Annotated in this window: 24 protein-coding genes; 13 read left to right on the top strand and 11 right to left on the bottom strand. The window is 66.8% G+C overall.

Features of this window, described 5'->3' with window-relative positions; genetic code table 11:
- Positions 1-276 precede the first annotated feature (276 nt).
- Positions 277-840 carry a dihydrofolate reductase family protein gene (locus ACWCOV_RS08705; RefSeq protein WP_449828620.1) on the top strand — a complete coding sequence of 188 codons (564 nt, stop codon included), beginning with the start codon at positions 277-279 and terminating at the stop codon, positions 838-840.
- Between the two features lie 115 nt (positions 841-955).
- On the opposite strand, the gene ACWCOV_RS08700 is transcribed toward ACWCOV_RS08705, so the two are convergent.
- Entirely contained in the window at positions 956-1,843 is an 888-nt protein-coding gene (locus ACWCOV_RS08700; protein WP_449828619.1) for an aminoglycoside phosphotransferase family protein, read from the bottom strand.
- A gap of 137 nt (positions 1,844-1,980) precedes the next feature.
- On the opposite strand from ACWCOV_RS08700, the gene ACWCOV_RS08695 reads away from it, so the two are divergent.
- The 3 genes from ACWCOV_RS08695 (at position 1,981) to ACWCOV_RS08685 (ending at position 4,296) form a co-directional block, all read left to right on the top strand.
- Positions 1,981-2,742, top strand: coding sequence for a class I SAM-dependent methyltransferase (locus ACWCOV_RS08695; RefSeq protein ID WP_449828618.1), 762 nt, complete (start codon positions 1,981-1,983; stop codon positions 2,740-2,742).
- A 66-nt stretch (positions 2,743-2,808) separates the two neighbouring features.
- On the top strand, positions 2,809-3,648 hold the full coding sequence (locus ACWCOV_RS08690; RefSeq protein WP_449828617.1) for a helix-turn-helix domain-containing protein: 840 nt from the start codon (positions 2,809-2,811) through the stop codon (positions 3,646-3,648).
- 66 nt (positions 3,649-3,714) lie between these two features.
- Complete coding sequence (locus tag ACWCOV_RS08685; protein WP_449828616.1) at positions 3,715-4,296, top strand: dihydrofolate reductase family protein; 582 nt, start codon at positions 3,715-3,717, stop codon at positions 4,294-4,296.
- Positions 4,297-4,658: 362 nt separating this feature from the next.
- Here the strand turns inward: ACWCOV_RS08685 and ACWCOV_RS08680 are convergent, their stop codons facing one another.
- The 7 genes from ACWCOV_RS08680 to ACWCOV_RS08650 form a co-directional block, all read right to left on the bottom strand.
- Positions 4,659-5,330, bottom strand: coding sequence for an ANTAR domain-containing protein (locus tag ACWCOV_RS08680; protein ID WP_449828615.1), 672 nt, complete (start codon positions 5,328-5,330; stop codon positions 4,659-4,661).
- 519 nt (positions 5,331-5,849) lie between these two features.
- Positions 5,850-6,524 (bottom strand): hypothetical protein, encoded by a 675-nt coding sequence (locus ACWCOV_RS08675; protein WP_449828614.1) that lies wholly within the window; start codon positions 6,522-6,524, stop codon positions 5,850-5,852.
- An 86-nt stretch (positions 6,525-6,610) separates the two neighbouring features.
- Positions 6,611-7,093, bottom strand: coding sequence for a hypothetical protein (locus ACWCOV_RS08670; RefSeq protein WP_449828613.1), 483 nt, complete (start codon positions 7,091-7,093; stop codon positions 6,611-6,613).
- 325 nt (positions 7,094-7,418) lie between these two features.
- The gene (locus ACWCOV_RS08665; RefSeq protein ID WP_449828612.1) at positions 7,419-7,583 is read right to left on the bottom strand and encodes a hypothetical protein; all 165 of its coding nucleotides are present in this window, start codon (positions 7,581-7,583) and stop codon (positions 7,419-7,421) included.
- A complete protein-coding gene (locus ACWCOV_RS08660) occupies positions 7,580-9,940 on the bottom strand; it encodes a tyrosine-type recombinase/integrase (RefSeq protein WP_449828611.1) in 2,361 nt (786 codons plus the stop codon). The genes ACWCOV_RS08665 and ACWCOV_RS08660 overlap by 4 nt, the downstream gene beginning before the upstream one ends.
- Complete coding sequence (locus ACWCOV_RS08655) at positions 9,937-11,109, bottom strand: tyrosine-type recombinase/integrase (RefSeq protein ID WP_449828610.1); 1,173 nt, start codon at positions 11,107-11,109, stop codon at positions 9,937-9,939. Before ACWCOV_RS08655 ends, ACWCOV_RS08660 begins: the two co-directional genes overlap by 4 nt.
- A gap of 58 nt (positions 11,110-11,167) precedes the next feature.
- Positions 11,168-11,401 carry an SDR family NAD(P)-dependent oxidoreductase gene (locus ACWCOV_RS08650; RefSeq protein WP_449828609.1) on the bottom strand — a complete coding sequence of 78 codons (234 nt, stop codon included), beginning with the start codon at positions 11,399-11,401 and terminating at the stop codon, positions 11,168-11,170.
- A 338-nt stretch (positions 11,402-11,739) separates the two neighbouring features.
- Here ACWCOV_RS08650 and ACWCOV_RS08645 point away from each other — a divergent pair, with 338 nt between their 5' ends.
- From ACWCOV_RS08645 to ACWCOV_RS08615, 7 genes are all read left to right on the top strand, one after another.
- A complete protein-coding gene (locus ACWCOV_RS08645; protein ID WP_449828608.1) occupies positions 11,740-12,735 on the top strand; it encodes an NADP-dependent oxidoreductase in 996 nt (331 codons plus the stop codon).
- A 44-nt stretch (positions 12,736-12,779) separates the two neighbouring features.
- Complete coding sequence (locus tag ACWCOV_RS08640) at positions 12,780-13,646, top strand: alpha/beta fold hydrolase (RefSeq protein WP_449828607.1); 867 nt, start codon at positions 12,780-12,782, stop codon at positions 13,644-13,646.
- A 46-nt stretch (positions 13,647-13,692) separates the two neighbouring features.
- Positions 13,693-14,478: a hypothetical protein gene (locus ACWCOV_RS08635; protein WP_449828606.1), complete on the top strand. Its 786-nt coding sequence runs from the start codon at positions 13,693-13,695 to the stop codon at positions 14,476-14,478.
- 232 nt (positions 14,479-14,710) lie between these two features.
- The gene (locus ACWCOV_RS08630) at positions 14,711-14,938 is read left to right on the top strand and encodes an SDR family NAD(P)-dependent oxidoreductase (protein ID WP_449828626.1); all 228 of its coding nucleotides are present in this window, start codon (positions 14,711-14,713) and stop codon (positions 14,936-14,938) included.
- Positions 14,939-14,970: 32 nt separating this feature from the next.
- The gene (locus tag ACWCOV_RS08625; protein WP_449828605.1) at positions 14,971-15,144 is read left to right on the top strand and encodes a hypothetical protein; all 174 of its coding nucleotides are present in this window, start codon (positions 14,971-14,973) and stop codon (positions 15,142-15,144) included.
- A gap of 70 nt (positions 15,145-15,214) precedes the next feature.
- Positions 15,215-15,829: a TetR/AcrR family transcriptional regulator gene (locus ACWCOV_RS08620; RefSeq protein WP_449828604.1), complete on the top strand. Its 615-nt coding sequence runs from the start codon at positions 15,215-15,217 to the stop codon at positions 15,827-15,829.
- 662 nt (positions 15,830-16,491) lie between these two features.
- On the top strand, positions 16,492-16,623 hold the full coding sequence (locus ACWCOV_RS08615) for a hypothetical protein (protein ID WP_449828603.1): 132 nt from the start codon (positions 16,492-16,494) through the stop codon (positions 16,621-16,623).
- Positions 16,624-16,910: 287 nt separating this feature from the next.
- On the opposite strand, the gene ACWCOV_RS08610 is transcribed toward ACWCOV_RS08615, so the two are convergent.
- Both ACWCOV_RS08610 and ACWCOV_RS08605 read right to left on the bottom strand, forming a co-directional pair.
- A complete protein-coding gene (locus tag ACWCOV_RS08610) occupies positions 16,911-17,189 on the bottom strand; it encodes a hypothetical protein (protein WP_449828602.1) in 279 nt (92 codons plus the stop codon).
- Positions 17,190-17,729: 540 nt separating this feature from the next.
- Positions 17,730-18,521 (bottom strand): class I SAM-dependent methyltransferase, encoded by a 792-nt coding sequence (locus tag ACWCOV_RS08605; protein ID WP_449828625.1) that lies wholly within the window; start codon positions 18,519-18,521, stop codon positions 17,730-17,732.
- 300 nt (positions 18,522-18,821) lie between these two features.
- Between ACWCOV_RS08605 and ACWCOV_RS08600 the strand changes: the two genes are divergently transcribed.
- Positions 18,822-19,310: a DUF1269 domain-containing protein gene (locus tag ACWCOV_RS08600; RefSeq protein WP_449828601.1), complete on the top strand. Its 489-nt coding sequence runs from the start codon at positions 18,822-18,824 to the stop codon at positions 19,308-19,310.
- A 52-nt stretch (positions 19,311-19,362) separates the two neighbouring features.
- Here the strand turns inward: ACWCOV_RS08600 and ACWCOV_RS08595 are convergent, their stop codons facing one another.
- The gene (locus ACWCOV_RS08595) at positions 19,363-19,944 is read right to left on the bottom strand and encodes a hypothetical protein (protein ID WP_449828600.1); all 582 of its coding nucleotides are present in this window, start codon (positions 19,942-19,944) and stop codon (positions 19,363-19,365) included.
- 177 nt (positions 19,945-20,121) lie between these two features.
- Between ACWCOV_RS08595 and ACWCOV_RS08590 the strand changes: the two genes are divergently transcribed.
- A complete protein-coding gene (locus tag ACWCOV_RS08590) occupies positions 20,122-20,694 on the top strand; it encodes a TetR/AcrR family transcriptional regulator (protein WP_449828599.1) in 573 nt (190 codons plus the stop codon).
- Positions 20,695-20,726 lie beyond the last annotated feature (32 nt).

Below are 20,726 nucleotides of genomic sequence, written 5' to 3'. Positions count from 1 at the left end.
ACATCAGTCCGGCATGTCGTGAGACACCCGTCCGGGATGTGTTGAACCACAACACCACATCCTCCGCTCATCTCGTCCCAAGAGTTGCTCTGGCCTGCGGGAACGCGCGACTGGAGTCGTCCTCTAGTCAGCAAGTGCCACTGCCGTACAGGCGCCGACGGAGAAGCCTCGTGAGAATTTCTGCCGATGACTTGTCGGATCCGGAGTGAGGCGTTCGTAGTAGGGGTGACGGGCGGCCGGAGAAAGGCCGCCGGACTGACTGAAAGGCATGGCGCCATGCGGAAACTGATCTACGGCATGAACCTGTCCCTGGACGGCTACATCGCCGCGCCCGGGGACGACATCGGCTGGAGCGCGCCGAGCGACGAGCTGTTTCAGTGGTGGCTCGACGAGGAGTTGGCGATCGGGCTGTTGATGTACGGGCGCAAGCTGTGGGAGATGATGAGTTCCCACTGGCCGACCGGCGACCAGCAGCCCGACGCCACCCCGGCGCAGATCGAGTTCGCGCGGAACTGGCGGGACACGCCGAAGGTGGTGTTCTCCTCGACGATCGACAAGGTCGACTGGAACACCCGGCTGGTCACCGGCGACGCCGTACCGGAGATCACCCGGCTCAAGGCCGACGACGGCGAGCCGATGAGGGTCGGTGGCGCCACGCTCGCCGGCGCGGCCATGCGGGCCGGACTGGTCGACGAGTACGAGATCGTCACCCATCCGGTGCTGGTGGGCGGCGGCAGACCGTTCTTCACCGCGCTGGACAGCTGGGTGAACCTGAACCTGGTGGAGACGCGGACGTTTCCCGGCGGCGTGATCCTGACCAGGTACGAGACGAGGCGTTGAGCTGTTCGCTGCGACAAGCCGGGGCTCGCCATTCCTCGCCCTCACCCGATAGACGCGGATACCAGTCGAGACGGCGGTGGTTCGCGAAGGTTCGGACTGCTGCACGATCCGGCGACTACGCCGTGAGGCGGTCCGCTTCGGCCAGCAGCAGATCGCCGAAGGGCTGAAAGCCAATGCTGCAGGCGTAGACGCCGCTGACGACTCGGTGGATGGTGCCCCATTCCCAGATGGCGGTGGCATCCACGCCCGTGCGCGAAGCGAGCTGCTTGGTCCGCGCCCTGAGGTCATCGCCGAGGTCCGGGTTGCAGCGCACGATGGTGCCGAGATCGCACGCCGGTTCGGCCCGCAGCCCGGCTGGATCGATGAGCTTGTAGCTGCCGTCACTCGCCTGCAGGGCGTTCATCTCGTGGATGTCACCGTGGACCAGAACCGCGGACCGATCGTCGTGGGCGAGGCGACGACGGTTCATGCAGTCCAGCGCGTCCGCCACGGTGGCCGGCGAACACGGTCGCCCCGCCTGCTCCCAGAGTTTTGGCAGCCGATCGGCGTACTGCTCAGCCAGGTTCGCGCCGGTTGGAAGGTCAATGTCGGGACCGATCGGACGCCACAGGCGAACCGCCACTTCGGACAGTAAGTTGTGGCGGCTTGCAGGGTCGGCCACGATGTCGTACATCGGAGCGCCTAGGCGCTCCAGCAGAAGCGCCTGTCGACTCAGGTCTTCGCGTAACAGCTTGGCGCATCCGCCTCCGTTCGCCAGGCGCAGTGCCATGGCCTCCTGCCTGACGTCCCGACCTGGCACACCGATCTTGAGGACCGCCGGAGTTCCGTCGACCAGCGTCACCTCGACGGCCAGGGCGGCGTGACCGCCCGCGAAGCTGCGCCCGATCATCAGAGACCACTCCTGGGCCAGCGATTCGACCACAACTGGCAGCTCGTCCAGCCAGGATTCGTTCCCGTCGGCCATGACGGTCTTGCGGACCTGGTCGGGAATGTCGAGGCTCACACCGCCAGCCTAGAGCGAGCTGCCGTATCGACCTGGCTCGCGAGCGGCGTCGAAGCGCCCAGAGCGGCCCTCACCGCATCCGCTCTTCGGCGGGGAAATGGCAGGCGCTGGGGCGTGGATGGTGCCAGGATGCCGTCATGGTTGCGCGTGCGTTGAGCTTCGGAGTGGTGGCGGAGGCGTACGAACGGTTCCGTCCCGGGTATCCCGTGGAACTCCTCGAGCTGGTGATGGCGTACGCCGGTGCGCCGATCCGGACCGCCCTCGAGATCGGCGCCGGGACAGGCAAGGCCACCCGTCTGTTCGCGCAGGCAGGGATCGCGGTCACGGCGACCGAGCCTGACGCGGCCATGCTCGCGGAGATGCGCAAACACCTGCCGGCAAACGTCACGACCGTGCAAGCCGCCTTCGAGGACTTGCCGCTGGATTCGTCGTACGAGCTGGTGTATTCGGCTGCCGCGCTTCATTGGACCAGCCCTGAAGGCCGTTGGGCCCGGATGGCCGCACTCGTCCAACCGGGTGGCGTGTTCGCGTCGTTCGGTGCACCGATCCAACTGGCTGACCCGGACCTCCAGGAGGCCGTGCGCGCGGCACGTGCGCCGTACCTTGAGAACGACGGCATCCCGTCGCCTGACGGCACACCCGCGGATCGCCCGATGCAATGGCCCGGCACGGAGCTCCAGCAGGCCGAGTGGTTCACCGATGTCCGGCAGTCGGTGATCGAACGGCGCTTGACGATGAGCGCCCACGACTACATCGGACAGCTGTCGACGGTCTCGGCGTACGTGATGCTGCAGCCCGCCGACCGAGACCAGGTCTTCCGCCGAATCCTCCAGGTACTCCCCGAAACCGTGGAACTCAACGCCGAGATCCATGCCCACCTCGCCCGCCGCCACCAATAGCACGGGCCCGCCCGGCTCGACCATCCCGGCGTGCGCTGCCGGCGGAGCGTCGGCGATGCTGTTGGCATGGAGTACGTGTCCAGAGTGCCGCGACCTCCGCTGGACGGGCTGATCGACGACCTTTACTACCTGGAGGGTGCGCCGCCGTACGCCCTGCTGACGCTGCCGGCGGCGCCGTCGGCGTTGCTCATCGTCAACCTCGGGGCGCCGTTCCACGTCCGCGCCGGCACCGACATCGAGACGGCCGAGTACGCGGACGGCTGCGTGGTCACCATGCCCACCCGCGCGTGGGAGTTCGGCTACCCACCCCGGACCCGGTCCGTCGGCGTGCACTTCAAGGCGTGGGGGCTGGCGCCGTTCCTGCCGATGCCCGCGGCCGAGCTGTGTGACCGGCCGGTGACGGTAGAGCAGGTTTGGGGCCGGCCCGCCATTGCTGAGTTGCGAGACCGGCTGGCCACGGCGCCCGGACCGCACGAGATGCTGACTCTGCTCGAGGAAGAGCTGATGCGACGGCTGTGCGAGACCGCCGGCCTGGGGCTGGTCCGCCATACGAGCAGCGTCGTCGCGGCGACCAGCGGGGCGGTGGCGATCGGCGACCTGAGCGTGGCAGCCGGTGTCAGCAGCACTCACCTGGCACAGCGGTTCAAGGAGCTCATCGGCGTCACGCCGAAGCGGCTGGCCCGCAGCTACCGCTTCACCGCCACCGTGCTCGCGATCGACCCCGCCGGACCGATCGACTGGGGCGACCTCGCCGGTGGCGCAGGCTACTTCGACCAGGCCCACTTCGGCCACGAGTTCCGGGCGTTCACCGGGCTCACGCCGACCCGGTACGTCGAAGTCCGGCGGCGGTTCCTGCGCGAACATCCCGGCCACGTGCTGGACGGCTGGCCGCTGCCGGCCGATTGATTTCTTACAAGAGCGACAGCTCACGACGCGCTAATTTGGGGGCACCCCAAAGCAGAGGAGAGTCCCGTGGGCAAGGTGGTCATGTACGCCACGGTGTCGGTGGACGGCTTCGTCGCGGACGAGAAAGATCAGCCCGGACCGCTGTTCGACTGGTTGACCAGCGGTGACGTCCCGTTGGACGACAGCGGCGTGCTCAAGGTGTCGCAGGTGTCCTACGACTACACCCGGGCGTACTGGGACCAGATCGGGGCGACAATCGCCGGCCGGCACGTCTTCGACCTGACGGACGGCTGGGACGGGAAGCCTCCGGGCGGGGTCGACCATGCGGTCGTCGTGACGCACCGGCCGAAGCCCGAGGGCTGGGACCCCGAGGCGCCGTTTCACTTCGTCGACGGCGTGGAGGCAGCCGTGGCCAAGGCGCAGGAGCTTGCGGGTGACCGCATCGTCGAGGTTGCCGCCGGCGACGTCGGTGGCCAGGCGCTTGCCGCGGGTCTGGTCGACGAGGTGCGCATGGACGTCGTACCCGTCGTGTTCGGGTCCGGCAAGCGCTACTTCGGGTCGGTCGACGCGCAACACCTGTTGGAGGATCCTGACGAGGTGATTCAGGGCAACCGGGTGCTCCACCTGCGCTATCCGGTGCGCCGCTGACCGATCTGAGCGGGTACGCCGACGATGACCACCACGGTCCCCACCGGGCTGGTTCATCGTGAGACCACTCCGCCAGGTCCCGAGATCCGCCAGCAGTCGGCCGCCGCCGTGTGCCGCAGGTCGTGCAGGGTTCGGTTCGTGCCCAGCGCCGCGTTCGCGCGGTGCAGTACCGCCGGGGCCCGCGTGATGCAGCGGCGCAGCGTCCAACTAGGAGCCGGATGCCGCCTCGAACTGGTCGGTCCGGGCGAGGTCGCCTGACGCGCTAGGTCGAGCAGATCCCGGGACCGCACGCGCTGCCCGGCGGCTCCTGCTACGAAGTGAAACCTTCACTGAACCCGTCGAGGTCCTGGCTGGGGGCAGGGCTAGCGGGGGAGGTTTCCGGTGTCGATGACGTGGCGAGCGACCTCACGCAGGCGCTGGTTGCGGCTCTGGGAGTAGCGCTGAAGTACGCCGAATGCGTGCACGGCGTCGAGCCCGTAGCGCTGCATCAGCCGTCCGACCGCCTGACCGACTTCCTTGCGCGAGTCGAGGGCCTGGTGCAAGGAGGCCTCCATCCGAGCCGAGCAGATCGCGATGGAGGCGTGCAGCGCGAGCAAGTGGGCAGCTTCGCGGTCGCCGTCCTTGAAGACGAAGGACTCGGAGGAGATCAGGTTCAAGACGCCGCTGGTGGAATGCGTGGTGAACAGCCGGATCGCCAGCGCGCTGCGGATTCCGTTGGCGGCGGCGGTTGGCGCCCATTTGGGCCAGCGGGTTTCGGTGGTGGTGTCCTCGACCAGCACGTCCTCGTGGCCGGCGATGGCCTGCAGGCTTGGCCCTTCGCCGAGGTCGATCTGAAGTTGGTCTGCGGTGGTGATCAAGTCGTCGGTCGCTGCCACGGTTTGTGCGTGTTTGCGCTGCATCAGTAGCACTGAGGCGTGGTCGTAGTGCAGTACTTCGACCGCGAATTGCAGGACGCTGTCCACTGCGCCCAGAACGTCGCTCTGGTTATGCAGATTCATGGCCAGCTCACCGAAATCGCCGGCTCGGTCGGTCATCCGTCTTCTCCTCGCGCAGACAGGTTGCAACAACCGGTTCCCGGACGTTCGCGGTAGCAATCCTACGTACCAGTGCAGCCGTGAATCCTCTGTCGACACTGCTCTTGCAGGCTGCGATCGGAGAATAGGTGGTCGCGCGCGCTGCTTTCTCAACGCGTGCGACCTAGTCAGCCAGCGGCCTCGAGCCCAGCGGCCAACCTGCCCGACGCAGTGCCCTGCGACCCCGGCTTGTAACCCCACTCTCAGCTTGTGAGATGCGTGCCGTAGCCGTCTCCAGGCTGCACCAAGTGGGCCTGCGGTAAGACCGGATCTGCTGGGCCCCGTCGGGCTTCAGTTGGCTCGCGCCGTCGAACAACTTCCTGGCGAGCACGGCATGCCAGGTGGTGCCCGCTACGAATTGAAGTGGGACGGGTTCATTCACTGAACCTTTCCAGCCGACACGCGGGAACCCAGGAGACCGTTCACCACCGGCGCCGAGTTGATCCGTATCAAGATAAGCTCAACCGTGCCTTGACCGCTTCACGGAGCATCCGTCTTGAGGCGTAGGCCACCAAAGCTGCTGATGGCGGCGTCTGCGTAAACGGCCCAGTATTCTGTGTAGCACCCATCGATTGGGTCTCCGTCGAATCCGGGGTGCCGACCGGGCGCGCAGTATGGCGAGTTGCCGAGCCCGCCAGCCGACAAGAAACCCTGCACCAGGTAGTAGCTCGAACCGCCGCGGACAATCGGGCTGCCGGAGTCGCCCGGCTGAACATAGCCAATTGGCGGATTCTGGGGGTACTGCTCGGTGTAGAAACCTGGTCCCACCACGCGACCGCGGACTCGCCATTGCTCGTTGTCAAGGAGAACGTACTGGTAATGGCCACTTCCGGAGGCGCCGCAGCTATATGTCACCGGGCCGGTTCCCGCATAGGGCCTCTCCATCCCCCTCACCGGTATCGAAGTCGTTGTTTTCCAGTCCCCGAACCAGATCCGCCCCGCGTTCGAAGGTGTTGTGATGATCATGAAGTCACGAGACTCATTGAGATGCCCAGCGCTGACCTTCACGATCCCAATGGTCTTGCTGCTGTCGTATCCGACCCACGTGCCGTTGCCGTATTCCATGTGGCAGTGCCACATGCTCGACATGTAGCTGTAGGTGCCGGCATAGAGGGATGCGCCGGTCGAGCAGGCCGAGCCCGACACACCTTGCATACGCATCAGGCTGCCGCCGAAGAACGGCTGCGAATCTCCGCATCGTGCAAAGATCGGGCAGCCGTTGGCTGACGGTGCGGATCCAGTCAGCGGTGTGCGCCGATCAGGGGTTTGGGGTCGCCGACCTTCCGGAGGACGATTGGGATGCTGCTGGTCGCTTTCGCTTGGACCTCTGCGAGGGCGTTCGCTGGCGCCTTGGCGCTCAGCACGACGCTGATGCCGGTGTAGTCGGGAGTGCTTCCGGCGGCGGACACTGTGTCGGGGTTGTTGACCATCACCTCGGTCACTGCCGCGGTCAGCTCGGCGCGCGAGTACGGAGCTGGCTTGAAGGTCACCGGCACTGGTTGGCCAGCGGCCAGGCTCTGCAAACCGTCCGGGACGGCGCCCTTCCAATAAACCAGGACTGTCTTACGGTCCTTCAGCACTCGAACGCCGCCGGAAGCGCTGTCGTCGGGATGATCAGCGATCCAATTCCCCAACGCTCGCCCAGCCGTCTCAGCCGGGTCTGGCAGCAATCCACCGTCTGAGTCGCGATCTGGCCTCGCGCCGGGCATGTCGAGCTTGTCCATAGTTAGCCCACCTCGCCAGTTAGACCCATCTCGCCGCGCTACGTGTCGGCAGCCCACGCCCCTCATCCCGCGAGTGCGCGGTGCAGCCGCGAACAATTGACGGAGCCGGTGCGTGCCTACCACTCCCTACGCTACAACCAGCTCAACGCAGAGGCTCGCCTCGAACGCCTTGATCCGCGGGCCGTCGGGTGGTCGAGGAGTTCATGGTCACGGCGCACGAGCGGGCGCTGGGGCTGACTCCCAGCACGACGCCATCGGACCGACCCGGATGAAGCCGGTCCAGCACACGCTGCCGTCCAGTGGCACCCCTTGGCTCTGGATTGAATCAGCCGCTCAAGGTCGGTTTGGGTTCCGATGCGGCACTGAGCTGCTGGTCGGCCTCGGCGCGGCGCTGACGCGGATGCTTCAACGAGTCTTCCAACGCCGCCACTTCACCAAGCCAAGCTCGCTCTTGGGCCTCGGCGAGCCGCTCGGTCGCGTTGGCCGTCATCTCCTCGATTCGCGGCAGTTGGACGGGGTCGACGCGAAGGAATCGGCTTTCACGCAGGCGTGTTCGTGGACGCAGGGTGTGCCATAGGGGCGGTGGCAGTCGCCGAGGGCGACCTTGCGGAGCAGGAAGTGGTTCTCGAATTCGGCCCACTCTTCACCGGTCGCGGTCCGCAGTTCGCCGCTTGGGCGGGTGGCGCGGCGGCGTTCGATGAAGTGCTGGTGGGCGGCGATGACCTGTTCGGGGAAGACTGCGGTGTAGCCACGGGTGGTGTCGAGGTTGAGGTGCCCGAGCAGGGTCGCGGCGATGTGCAGTGGTAGACCGGTGGAGACCATCTCGGTGGTGAACAGTCGCCGGAAGTCGTGCGGTGTGAAGTGGATCGGCTCGCCGGCGTCGCGCAGTCCTGCGGAGGTCGCGACGTCGATGATGAGTCGGCGGGCTACCGACGGTGAGATGACCTCGTTGCGGGTGCCGATCCGGCGGACGAACAGGTGCGGAAACGGCTCGCCGTGGACCTTCTCGTGGGGGTCGTAGCGCACTGACAGGGGGATCCGGCCGCTGGTGTCCTTGGCGCGGCGCTGGACCGCGACAAGCACCGTCACCAGTTCCGGCGTCATCGGTATCAGCCGCTCGATATCGGTCTTGCTGGGCACGATGTGCAGCAACGGGACGAGCGTGCCCGTGGAGGCCGCCGTGTAGTGGCGTAGGGACAGCTGGGTGAGCTCGAGCATCTCCTCGACCCGGATCCCGGTGTGGCGCAGTGTTTCGATGATCGCCCACGCCCAGAACCCGTCGGATTCGGCGGCGGTGATGTCGATCAGGCCGTGCCGGTTGACCCGGATCAGTGGCAGGTCCGGAGCTGCGGTGACGATCCGGGCTCGCAGCAGGCTGGGCCGGTCCCGCTCGTAGTGGCGTGGAGGCGGCTGGTGCAGTTCGAACTCTGAGCCGTCGACGACGAACCGCTGTCCGTGACTCGCCTGCTGTGCGGCGGTCAGCAGCCGGGTCGACCAGTCTCGGCGGCGCACTGCTTCGGCGATCAGCGCCGGCAGGAGCGGTGTCAGTGCCCGGGTGCGGTTCTGCATCCGCGACTGCTGATGCCTCTTCGCCTTCGAGGCGTTCTTCGACTCGTGCCGTGACACCGGACACGGCGCGACCCACGGCCCCCACCGTCCGGGTTCGTCGTGTGACCACTCCGCTAGGTCCCGATACATGCCTCGGACGGCGAACAGGATGGAGTGGATCTCGCGGCGCGGTTGGCCGTCGGTGGTCATCGACAGTCGTTCGCGCCACTCAGCCGCGACCTCGGGTGCCAGCCGCAGATCGTCCTGTGCGGGGTTGATCTGCAGGACCTCCCACCAGAACAACCGCACTAGCCGGTACGCCCAGCCCTCCAGGCTGCCGTAGTCCATCGACGGTTTGAGCTCGCGCAGGTAGTCGACCAGCAGGTGGCGCACCCCGCCGACCGGGATGCCGTAGCGGTCGACGAGGGTCTCGACCGAGTGCTGGCGGGTGTTGCCCTTGGCCGACCACGCGGCTCGCAGGGTGGCGGGTTCTCCCGCGAACGGGCCAAGCGCGACCAACAGCTCCCAGGCCAGATGCTCGCGCCGGTTCCGGCCCGAGGTGCGCACCACGTCGGCGTAGAACAGCAGATCCTCACCTTGGAGCTGATCGAGGCGTTTCCCGGTCCGGATGAGCACCCGCGACAGGCAGGCCTCGGCGTCGTACTGGTGCCGCAGCAGCGCCGACCGGTAGGCCGGCAGCGCCCGCAGCTGCTCCAGCTGCTCCGCCTCGTTGACAGTCAGCAGACGCTGCGGAAGGTGAGCGCCGGCCTTGGAAGCCAGCTGCCAGCCGTAGGAGGGACGCAGCACGCGCGCAGCCAGCAGCGCGTTCACGCCTTGAGCCGCCGACGGCTCCGGCGTGCGTGGCGTGACCGACGACCGCCACGTTCGAGGTGCCAGGTCGGCGCCGCTGGCCAGCCACCGCTGCTCCCAGGTGTCGCCCTCGAACCTGTCCAGCCACCGCAGGACCCGCCGCACGCCGGTCGACGTCGGCTTGCGGCTGGGGAACACCTCGAGCGCCCGGTCCAGGGTGAAGCTGATCGCGTCATCCACGCCGAGCCACTGGACCACCTCACCAGGTGCGCCCGGTAGCAGAACCGGGGCTGCGGACCCCAGGTCGTAGGCATGCCGGAGTAAGATTCGGCCACGCTGCCCGAACAAGGCATCTGGCGCCACCGCGGTCGGAGGCGACAACGGCTTCGTCGTCGGACCGGATGCCGCCCGAGTCTGCGCCGCCTGAATCCGCGCAGCCGATCGCGGGTCGGCCGGAAGTTGATCGGCGTCGATTGATACGTCGGTCATGCGGGAAGCCCCAGTAGCTCCCGGACCATGGACTCGTCGTAGGCAGGCTCGATCACCGGTCCAGCCGGCCGCGGCCGGGCATGGTGCTCGAGGACCTTGGCGACCAGGTCCTCCAGCCGAGGCTGGGTGTAGATCTGGGTGGTCGACACGCTGGCGTGCCGAAGGATCGTCTGGACGTCGAACAGCGTGAACGCCGGGTCCGCCAGCAGCCGGGACGCCGCAGTGTGCCGTAGATCGTGCAGCGTCCAGTTCGTGCCCAACGCCGCGTTGGCGCGTTGCAGCACTGCTCTCGCGGTGTGGTAGGTCAACGGTCGTGGTGTGCCTTGGCGGGTCCACCACACCGGGCCGCCCGGTTCAGCCGGCGGCCCCTCCTGCAGATACAGCGCCAGCCACACGAACGAATCCACGCTCGCAGGGACCGTCTCCCGTAAGCGGCTTCCCTTGCTGACCACAGTGATCGTGTTCGCGCCTGCATCCAGGTCGCCGCCGTGGCGCAGTCCCAGCAGCTCGCTGGCCCGGACCCCACTCGACAGCCAAAACGACACCAGAGCCCGGTCCCGGTTGCTGCGCAGCGCCCCGAACAACGTGTCCGCGGCATCATCAGGAATCGCCCGCCACGTCGGCCGCGGTGCCTTCTGCCGATATGTCGCCCGCCGGTGAATGACGAAGTCCTCCATCGGGTTGTGGTGCGCGGCACCCCTGCCAGGAGACCGTGTTCGCTGGGCTGGGACAGGGTTGACCAGCGGTCCCAGGTCGGCCGCGCACGCCCACTCGTAGAACCCGAACAAGACACTCAGCTGATGGTTGATCGTCCTGGCGGCGTACGTCGTTCCCAGTGACGCCTTACCCGTGAGCGGGTTCACCGACCCCGGCGTCGGCGCAGACGGGCGCCGACGCTGCCGCTGAGGAACCGGCGTCTCACGCAGCCACTCCACGAACTCCCGCACATCGACTCGCTCCGGCCGCTCCCACGGCGTCCAGCGGCCGTGCAGGAACCGAAACCAGCGCAGCAGGTCGAACGCATAGCTGCGCAGCGTCCCCACAGAGCAATCCGACGCGGCCAGATCCCGAAGGAAACCAGAAGCCGCGCCGTGCTCGAACTCCGGGAACAGCACCCGCCACCGCAACCCCGTCCCGAACTCCGACACCCGGCCCACTTCACCAACCACCGGCACACTCTCTCCAGTCACGCACCCGCGCCGCCAATCGGCGCACCGAAGAGTTCAGTCAACTAGCCGGGTCGGGGCCGTGTGCCGGTCCGGAGAGGTGCGATTGTGGTCCCGCAACGGCAAGGACTTCACCGCGAAGCTTCCGGACGTCCAAGCCGGGCGCGGTGGATCGCGCGGTGTTGCGTCCGGGTCCGATCACCTGGAAACCCGCGGTAGCGAGTGCGATCGCCGTCGCCTTGCCGATACCTGAGGAAGCGCCTGTTACGAGCGCGACCTGCTGAGCTGCTGTCATCACGGGCTCCTGAGGTTCAGATGCCGTTTCGGCAAGGGGAAGGAAGGATCTTCGGACCTTCCAATTAGTGACCGTACTCATAACTGAGGCCAGTCACAGCCTGTTCCGGAGGATGCCCAAGCGCCATCGCGTCCGCTCTCGCCGCGCCGCTCGACTGTCGGCTGCGGCGGCGATCCCGCACGACCTGGCGCGCTCAGCCCTCTCGCGGCGAGCCCATGTGCCGGTAGTCCTTGACAAGATTTATGAGCAGGCTCATTATTGAGTATGCTCGGTTTTGCTGTGCTGGACGAGACCTGAGCAAGCCAACAGAGCAGCGTCAGACCAGGAAGGAAGTCACCGTGCGAGCGTTTGTCGTCAGCAAGTACAAGGGGCCTCTGCAGGAAGCGGATGTCCCCGAGCCCGTGGTCGGAGAGCGTGACGTGCTCGTCCAGGTCCGGGCCGCCGGGCTCAACCTGCTGGACGAGAAGATCCGGTCGGGGGCGTTCAAGTCGTTCCTGCGGTACGAGTTGCCGCAGGTCATGGGCAACGATGTCGCCGGGACCGTGGTCGGCGTCGGCGCCAAGGTGCGGGGCTTCGCGGTCGGCGACCAGGTGTATGCCCGGCCGGACAAGGACCGCATCGGGAGCTTCGCGGAGCGCATCGCGGTGGCCGAGGCCGATCTGGCGCTCAAGCCGGCGACGGTCACCTTCGAGGAGGCGGCCTCGCTGCCGCTGGTGGCCCTGACCGCATGGCAGGCGCTGGTCGAGAAGGGCAATGTTCGGCCGGGCCAGCGGGTCCTGATCCACGCCGGCGCCGGTGGCGTCGGGACAGTCGCGATCCAACTCGCCAAGTACCTCGGCGCCACTGTCGCCACGACGGTCAGCACGGGCAACGTCGACTTCGTCCGGACGCTCGGCGCCGACAGCGTCATCGACTATCGCAACGAGGACTTCGGACAGCTCCTGGACGGGTACGACCTGGTGCTGGACAGCGTCGGCGGGACGAATCTCGAGAAGTCCCTGCGGGTGCTGCGTCCTGGTGGCAAGGCGATCGGCATCGCCGGACCGCCCGATCCCGCGTTCGCCACAGAGGCCGGAATGAACCCGGTACTGCGCCTCGCGATCGCGGCGCTCAGCCGCAAGATCCGCGGGCAGGCGAAGAAGCTCGGCGTGACGTACGAGTTCCTCTTCATGCGCGCCAGCGGCGACCAACTCCGCCAGATCACCGCCCTCGTCGACAGCGGTGTGCTGCGTCCCGTCGTCGGACGCGTCTTCGACTTCGACCAGACCGTGGAGGCTGTGCAGTCGCTCGGCAAGGGCGGCATCCGCGGCAAGGCCGTCATCACCCGGGCCTGACAGCCCTTCTCACCATTCGCAGGACCAGAAAACAGGAGAGCATCATGAGCAACACCGAGACCTCGAACGAACCTGTCATCACCTCATACGCGCATGCCCCGGCCCGCACTGTCACCGCCGGCGGCGTCACTTACGCCTACCGGGAGCTCGGACCGAAGGGCGGTGTCCCCGTCGTCTTCTTCGTGCACCTGGCCGCGACCCTGGACAACTGGGACCCGCGGATCGTCGACCCGATCGCCGCCGGGCGCCACGTCATCACGTTCGACAACCGCGGCGTCGGGGCCTCGAGCGGCAGCGTTCCCGGCAGCGTCGAGGAGATGGCCGACGACGCCTACACCTTCATCAAGGCACTCGGGTTCGACAAGATCGACATCTTCTCCTTCTCGCTGGGCGGAATGATCGCGCAGGACCTCGTGATCAAGCACCCCGAGCTCGTCCGCAAGCTCGTTCTGACCGGCACCGGACCCAGGGGCGGCAAGGACATCGACAAGGTCGTCGGCGTCACCTACTGGGACATCCTGCGCGCGACGTTGACGCGGCAAGACCCGAAGGAATTCCTGTTCTTCAACCGCAACGCCACCGGCAAGCCCGCTGCTCGCGCATTCGTTCAGCGCCTGCAGGAGCGCACCGTCGACCGCGACGCGGACATCAAGGTGCGCGCATTCCGGACCCAGCTGAAGGCGATCCAGAAGTTCGGGCGATCGGCCCCCGCCGATCTGTCGAAGCTCACGCAGCCCACCCTGATCGCGAACGGTGACAACGACCGGATGGTGCCCTCGGTCCTGTCCGAGGACCTGCACCGCCGCATCAAGGGCTCGAAGCTGATCATCTACCCGGACTCCGGGCACGGCGGCATCTTCCAGTTCCACCAGAAGTTCGCTCCGATCGCGGTCGAGTTCCTGGCCGGCTGACCGCTCCGACCAACCGGCCGAACGAATGCAGGCAATTACCATGGCTATGAAGTATCCCTACGCCAAGAAGCCCTTCGTCTCATCGATCCCGCTGTGGATGCGCACCGACCAACCACGGCAGACGGGCATGGACTACTGGAAGGGTCCCCACTCCAAGATCATCTCCGCCACACCCGGCTTCGAGGAATACCGCCAGATCCACCTGGCCGAGCACAACCCCGGGCTGTGGCCCGCGACCCGCGGCGTCGAGACCGCGATCCCGGACGACCGCAGGATCGACGGGGTCGCCGAGGTGACGTTCGGCTCCGTCGTGTCCCCGCTGCTGGGCCGCAAGCAGACCAGGCTGGCGTTCCAGGACGAGGTGAACGTCTTCCGACGCACCCTGCTCTACGCCGGACCTCCATACTCGGCGCGCTGGTACGACGTCGCCGGGCCCGGCGAGAAGGTCGCTGCCCGGGCCCTGCTCTACCTGAGGCGAAGAGACGGAGTCCGCACCGGCACGTTCCGCAAGCACGTCAACGAGCTCGCCCGCACGCTCGCCGGCACGGGCGTACTGAGGGAACTGAGGACCCAGGTCTTCATGCCCTGGAATGAGAAGCTCTGGGACACCCCGAACGTCGCGCACGACAACCCTCCCGACCAGCGGTTCCACGCCTCCCTCCTCCTGGGCTTCGCGGATCCGGCAGCGCGGGCCGACTTCTTCAAGGGCCCCGAGATCGCGAGCCTGTCAGACACGTTGGCTTCGTTTGCCTCCGCCATCCACGCCTACGACGTCACCGACGCACTGACCTACGTGAAAAACGGCAAGGAACTCCCGCACTACCAGCGATAACGGCAACGCCCTGCCCTGCGGCTGGTGATCCACCAACAGAAAGAACATGAACATGCCCTCCCTCGATGGAGCAGTCATCCTGGTCACCGGAGCAAACGGCGGCATCGGAACCCACTTCGTGCACCAGGCTCTCGCCCGCGGCGCCGCGAAGGTCTAGCCACGGCCCGCACCCCGCACCTGGGACGACGGCCGCGTCGTCCCTCTCACCCTCGACGTCACCGACGGCGAGTCGATCACCGCCGCCGCGGCTGCCGCGCCTGGTGTCACGGCCCTCATCAACAACGCGGGCGCGATCCCGCCGAGCGCAAGCCGGCTGGAGGTCACCGAGGCGGACATCCGGGCAAACATGGAGATCAACTTCTTCGGTCCAGTCTTCCTCGCACGCGCGTTCGCGCCGGTCCTGGCCGCCAACCCGCGGTCGATCCTCGTCGAGAGCTCGCGCCCCGCGGCGTCCACGTGACCGGGGTTCACATGGGGTACGTCGAAACTCGCATGGCGGCACATGCCGACGGGCCCAAGATAGCGCCGCCCGACCTCGTGACGAAGGTCTACGACGCCGTCGAGGCCGACGAGTACGAGATCATCGGCGACGAGCTGACCGCGCAGATCAAGGCGGCCCTGAGCGGCCCCGTCGAGGCGCTCTACCCAGAGCTCCGCACACCATGACACTCCCGGCCGCCGTGGAAGAATGAGCGCCGGCAGATCCGAGCCCACTCAGCAACGAAGGGCGGCAGCCATGCCCGTCACCTCCAAGTCGCCATCGAAGTCGCCCGGTCGGCGCGAGCGGAACAAGCAGGACAAGCTCGACCGCATCACCGCAGCCGCCAGCGAGCTCTTCGCCGACCGCGGCGTCGACGAGGTCACCACCCAGGAGATCGCCGACAAGGCCGACATCGGGGCGGGCACGCTGTTCCTCTACGCCAAGTCCAAGGGCGAACTGCTCCTGCTCGTGCAGAACTCGACCTACGCCGACGCACTCCAACGAGGTAGGTCAGCGGCCGAGGGCATCACAGACACGCTCGACGCCGTGATGGCGATCGTGCGCCCCGTCGTGGAGTGCAACCGCAAACAGGTCGACAACGGGCGGACCTACCTGCGGGAGATCGTCTTCGGCGACCCCGCCGAACCCCACCACCGCGACGCACTCGTCCTGACCGTGCAGACCGAGGAAGCGATCGCCGCCGTCCTGCAGCGAGACGGGCGCACCAGCCCGCGGGACGCCGCGGCACGCGCGCACATCGTCTCCGCGATCATGTTCATCAGCATGGCCGCAACCATCAACGCCGCCAAACCGGTCGGCGACGTCGTGCGGGAGATCCGGGACCAGGTGCAGGTGCTCCTACCCGAATGACGCCACCTCGGTTGTCGTGAACGGTTGAGTCAGGGAACCATTCACCCCTCTCGGCAAACTGGATCTGACCCCGGCATTCCGTGGTTGCATGATCGCTGTGGGTCGATGAACAGTAGGCCGTCCAATGCTGAGATCACTCGGCAACCCATCCGAGTGGTGCAATTGTGGGGCGTAACGCTTGCCTAGGGCAACACTGGCGGAGTGGGTAAGCCGGCCGCTGGCCAGGGCCACCCCTGCGATGGGCGTGGAGGTCAGCGGTGATGTGCGCTGCAGGCCGACCGGTGGCGTCACCAACGCCAACGGTAGAGCGACACCAGACACCACACGGACGCCTCACCAAGGTGTCGCACACCAGGCGAAACCAGTGCGGCAGTTCACGACACCAAATCCAACCCTCTAAAAGTGGAAGACCAGAGAGACCGTCGAGGCGATCGTCGGTGCCGTGACCGGGTCGCTGCGCTGCCCGGACGTAGTGGTGGTGGGCCGCTACCGAGGCTCCCTACTCGAGGTGATCGGTCGGACAGTGAAGCTCAGCAACGACCAGGCCGTCGCCGTCGGCAGACTGCTGAAAGCGGCCCGCTCGCGGCATCCGTGGCCGGACGAGATCAGCACCTATTGGGGCCGGGACAGCAAGACCCCGATCATCAAAGGTCGAACCCAACGTGGTCGTCGAGGTCGCCGCGGACGCGGCGATGCAGGCCGGCCATTACCAACATCCACTGCGGCTTGTCCGTCAGCGCAGCGACCTCACTCCAGCCGATGTCGAGACGCTGCCAGACGGCAGCCGCAAGTGATGGCGGAATCTCCAGGGCGGCGACTGCACCGACCGACCGCAGCTGACTCTCACCGCACGGACTGCTCGGAGTGGTCGATCGTGCCGTCAGCTCAGACAACTTCAGCGAGCGAAGACAAGCAGGAGGACTCCGGTCACCGCGAGCGATAGCAGCAGCGACAAGCCGCAGCCAAGCCGGTTACTGAAGAAGAACATCGATCAGTCCATTCGATCGGGTGCAGCCGCCGGAATCCGTGGAACAGACTGCCGCCCCGGGCAAAGCCCAGGGCGGCAGTCGGGAGCGGATGGTTAGCCGCGGTCGTCGTAGAAATCGCGGCTTCCGGACTTGGCGAGGCCCCGGCTGATCATGTAGCCGATGGTCAGCAGGGTGACGAAGAACCAAGCCTGCTTGGCGTTGAAGTCGCCGTCGTCCATGACCTCGGAAGCGATCAGAACAGCGAACACCGACAGCACATAAACGATCATTTCGGTCGTCTTGAACGACGACTTGGTCTCCGTGCTGGCACGGCGGTGGGGATGAGCGTCGACATCGGGTGACACACGGGCGCCAGTGGCGTGGACAGACATGCGGAACTCCTCTATTTGCATGCAAACACACCTGGCTTCTCAAGTGCAGGGCTCGTCGAGCCCACACCTCAGTGCCCCAACGAACCGGCCACAAACGCTGCGCGCGATAAATCACAACCAACGGGCCGGACGTACGCAGTAGGAGCCAACTTGATCGGGCCGCCGCGGTCCAAACTCGATCCCCGACCAGCTCACCAAACTGTCGCCGCCACATTTGCTCGAGCAGTTGCCTGATGCGCCAGCTCGATCCACTGAAGAGTTCAGTCAGATCCCGGACGGCGTAGTACTCGACAGCGAGCTCGTGATCCTTGATAAAGACGACCGAATGAGTTTCGACGCTGCAGCAACGCCTAGTCACCAGCCCAGTCAAGGCGCGCGCCAAGGCCGCCAAGATGCCCGCCTCCTACGCTGCGTTCGACCTGCTCGCGGCCGATGCTGTTGACCGGCGAGCACAGCAGTGGACGGTGCGCCGGCAACGACTCGAGCAGCTGGCCGGCGGTTGGGCGCCGGCTTCAAGGCCGTCGCGGCCGCCGCGGCTGGTCAGGCCGGCTTGACCGCCAGCGTTGCGAAATAGTGCGACATGTATTGGGCGGATGCGTTGGATTGGTGCGGTGCTTCGGCGAAGCCGGTGAGGACGAACCCGGCGGCGAGTTGCCCGCCGATCTGGTCGGTGAGGGTGTGGCTGTATTCGAGAGCGGCGTCCGCGCCGAACTTCGTGGCGCGTTCCTCGGCGGAGTACTGCGTGACATCGCTGTAGGGCAGGGTGTGTACGACGATCAGCTCGCCGCGCTCGTCGAGGGCCTCGTGGTCGAACAAGTACGCGTCAGGGTTGAGGAAGCCCGCGAGCAGAGTTCCGCCCGGTCGCAGGACGCGGAAGCACTCACGCCACACCGGTGCCAAGTCGGGTACGAACAAGTTCGAGACCGGGTGGAAGACAACGTCGAATGCTGCGTCGCCGAAGGCGCTGAGGTCGCGCATGTCGCCAAGGACGGTGCGCAGCTCGAGTCCGTCGCGCGCCGCCACCATCTGGTCCTGGCCGAGCTGGCGGGGCGAGTTGTCGAACACGGTGACCCGCGCCCCTGCGGCGGCGAGGATCGGACCCTGCTGGCCACCGCCGGAGGCCAGGCACAACACGTCCTTGCCGGTCAGGTCCGTCGGCAGCCAGGAGCGATCGACTGGCTCGCGCCCGATGAGAACAATCGACCAGTCGCCCCTGCGGGCGCGCTCGACATCCTCAGCACTCACCGGCCTCGACCACTCGTTGCCCTCCTGGACATACTTGTCCCAGGCTGCCCGATTATGGGCAGCGGGGTCGTCAACACGGTCCCGCACGTTCAACTCCCTACCATAGCCAAGCGGATACCTGCCGTACTGCCAGTTCGGTGCCGCTAGCCAACACGATCACAGGCGCGGGCTCAACGAAATTGGCGCGCGTCGACGTGCCCACGGGCTCGCCGGGTGGTCGAGTAGCGGGTGCGTAAGCGCTGGTTGACAGCTGAGCTGGTCCACAGACGCGGACTGGTGGTTCAGGCGTGACCAGCGGTCATCGGGGGGTTGCCGGAGTACGCTCGGGGGAGGGCGTCGCCGGGTGGGATCGGTGACGCCGAGGCCTCGAGGGGGAGGAGCGGTGGCATGACCGCGTTTACGGTGTGGAAGTTCGATGATCCGGACGGCGCCGACCGGGCCGTGCGGGTGCTGCGGGACGCTCAGGGCGACGGGCTGGTGAAGATCCTCGACCACGCGGTGGTCAGCTGGCCGCAAGGGGAGTCCAAGCCGGCGACGCACCAGAGCCACGAAGAGACCTGGCGAGGCACCGGATGGGGTGCGTTCTGGGGCCTGCTGCTCGGCGCGCTCTTCTTCGTGCCGGTGATCGGTGGCGTCGTCGGCGCCGCGATCGGCGCGATCAGCAAGGCGACCGAGGGTGTCGGCATCAGGAAGGAAGACCTCGAGAAGATCCGCACCGAGGTGACGGAGGGGACGTCCGCCTTGTTCGTCGTCACCGAGCAAGGGGATCTCGATCGCTTGGGCGAGCGCTTCCACGGGATGGGGAGCAAACTCGTCCACACCAACCTCACCGACGCCGAACGCGACACCCTGCTGGAAACCTTCGGAAGCCGCTGACCGCGCACACCGCCGGCCGCGCACGCCGCCGGCTGCCGGTCGTAGGTTCGGGTCACTTCTCCTTGGCGGCGTGGCGGTGCATGCGGATCGCCGAGATCAGGAAGAACACGCCGCCCAGCGTCGCGTACCCGGCGATGGTGGTGACCGACGCCTTCGCGCCGCCGGCCTGCAGGATGAAACTGGTGCCGGCCAGGGTGGAGATTCCGCCGCTGAGGATCATCGCCCACTGGCCACCGAGCCGGTGGCGCAGGACCGCGACGATCAGTTGGACGATGCCCGCGATGATCGCCCAAACGCCCCACACCCGCAGGACATCGGGAATGCCGGAGGTGACGGCGACGGCCAACCCGATGGCGGCTAGCAGACTCACCGCCATGTTGACGTACAGCGGGATTCTCGGACGCGCGGCTCCCGAGGAGCGGAAGTCGATCACCGCCGCGGCGACGTCGAAGAGCGGGTAGATCACCAACAGGGTGATGCTCGCCGGATTGAGCGTCGAAGCGGTCAGGGCGAGCAGACCCGCCCAGACGACGGCGAATCCGAAGCGGGCGTAGTACAGGTTCCGAAGCCCTTGGGTCGTGCTGGTGGCATCAGCTACGGCTCCGGGGTCGCCGGCAACGATGGAACTGGACATCAGGTCCCTCTCTCGATGGTGAAGCGGCGGACGATCCCGCCCGGTGTCACTTGGCTGCCGTCGAACCGGGAGACAGAACGATCGGTACACCTGATCCTGCGTGAGCAAGTCGACGAATGTCAAGACCGATCGTTCTGTCTGCTAACCTCGACGCAGTACTTCGGGAGAGGACGGCGGATGTCGGAAGCACGGTCCCGGCTGCTCACCACGGCTAGCGAGCTCTTCTACGCCGAAGGCCTGCACGCCGTCGGTATCGATCGCGTCATCGCTGCCGCACCGGTGACGCGCGCCACGCTGTACAGGCACTTCCCGAGCAAGGACGACCTCGTCGTCGCCTACCTGACACAAGCCGACGAGGCGATTCGCGCGCGGGTGGACGCCGCCCGGGCTCAGGACGCGTCCCCCGACGACATCGTCCGAACTGTCAGTCGGTCCATCGCGGACGACATCCAGCGCCCCGGCTTCCGGGGCTGCGCGTTCCTCAACGCCGCCGCGGAGTACCCCGACCCGACGCATCCGGTCCACCAGGCGGTCCTCCGGCACCGGGAGTGGTTTCTGGCTGCGATCACCGAGCTTTTCTCAGCCACCGGGAAACCCGACCCGGAACCCGCCGCGCGGCACTTCGTCATGCTCCGAGACGGCGCCATGTCCGCCGGCTGCCTGACCGACCCGAAACCCATCAGCGAAACCTTCCTGCGCGGGATCGAAGGCCTCCTCACGTACCGCAGCCATCTGCAACCGCACGCCTAGATCAGCCCGCAAGCGAAGAAGCCCGGCCGCAG

This window comes from Kribbella sp. NPDC002412, assembly GCF_053592935.1.
The sequence above is the reverse complement of the archived record's forward strand: the minus strand, read 5'-3'. Positions and strand labels throughout refer to the sequence as shown.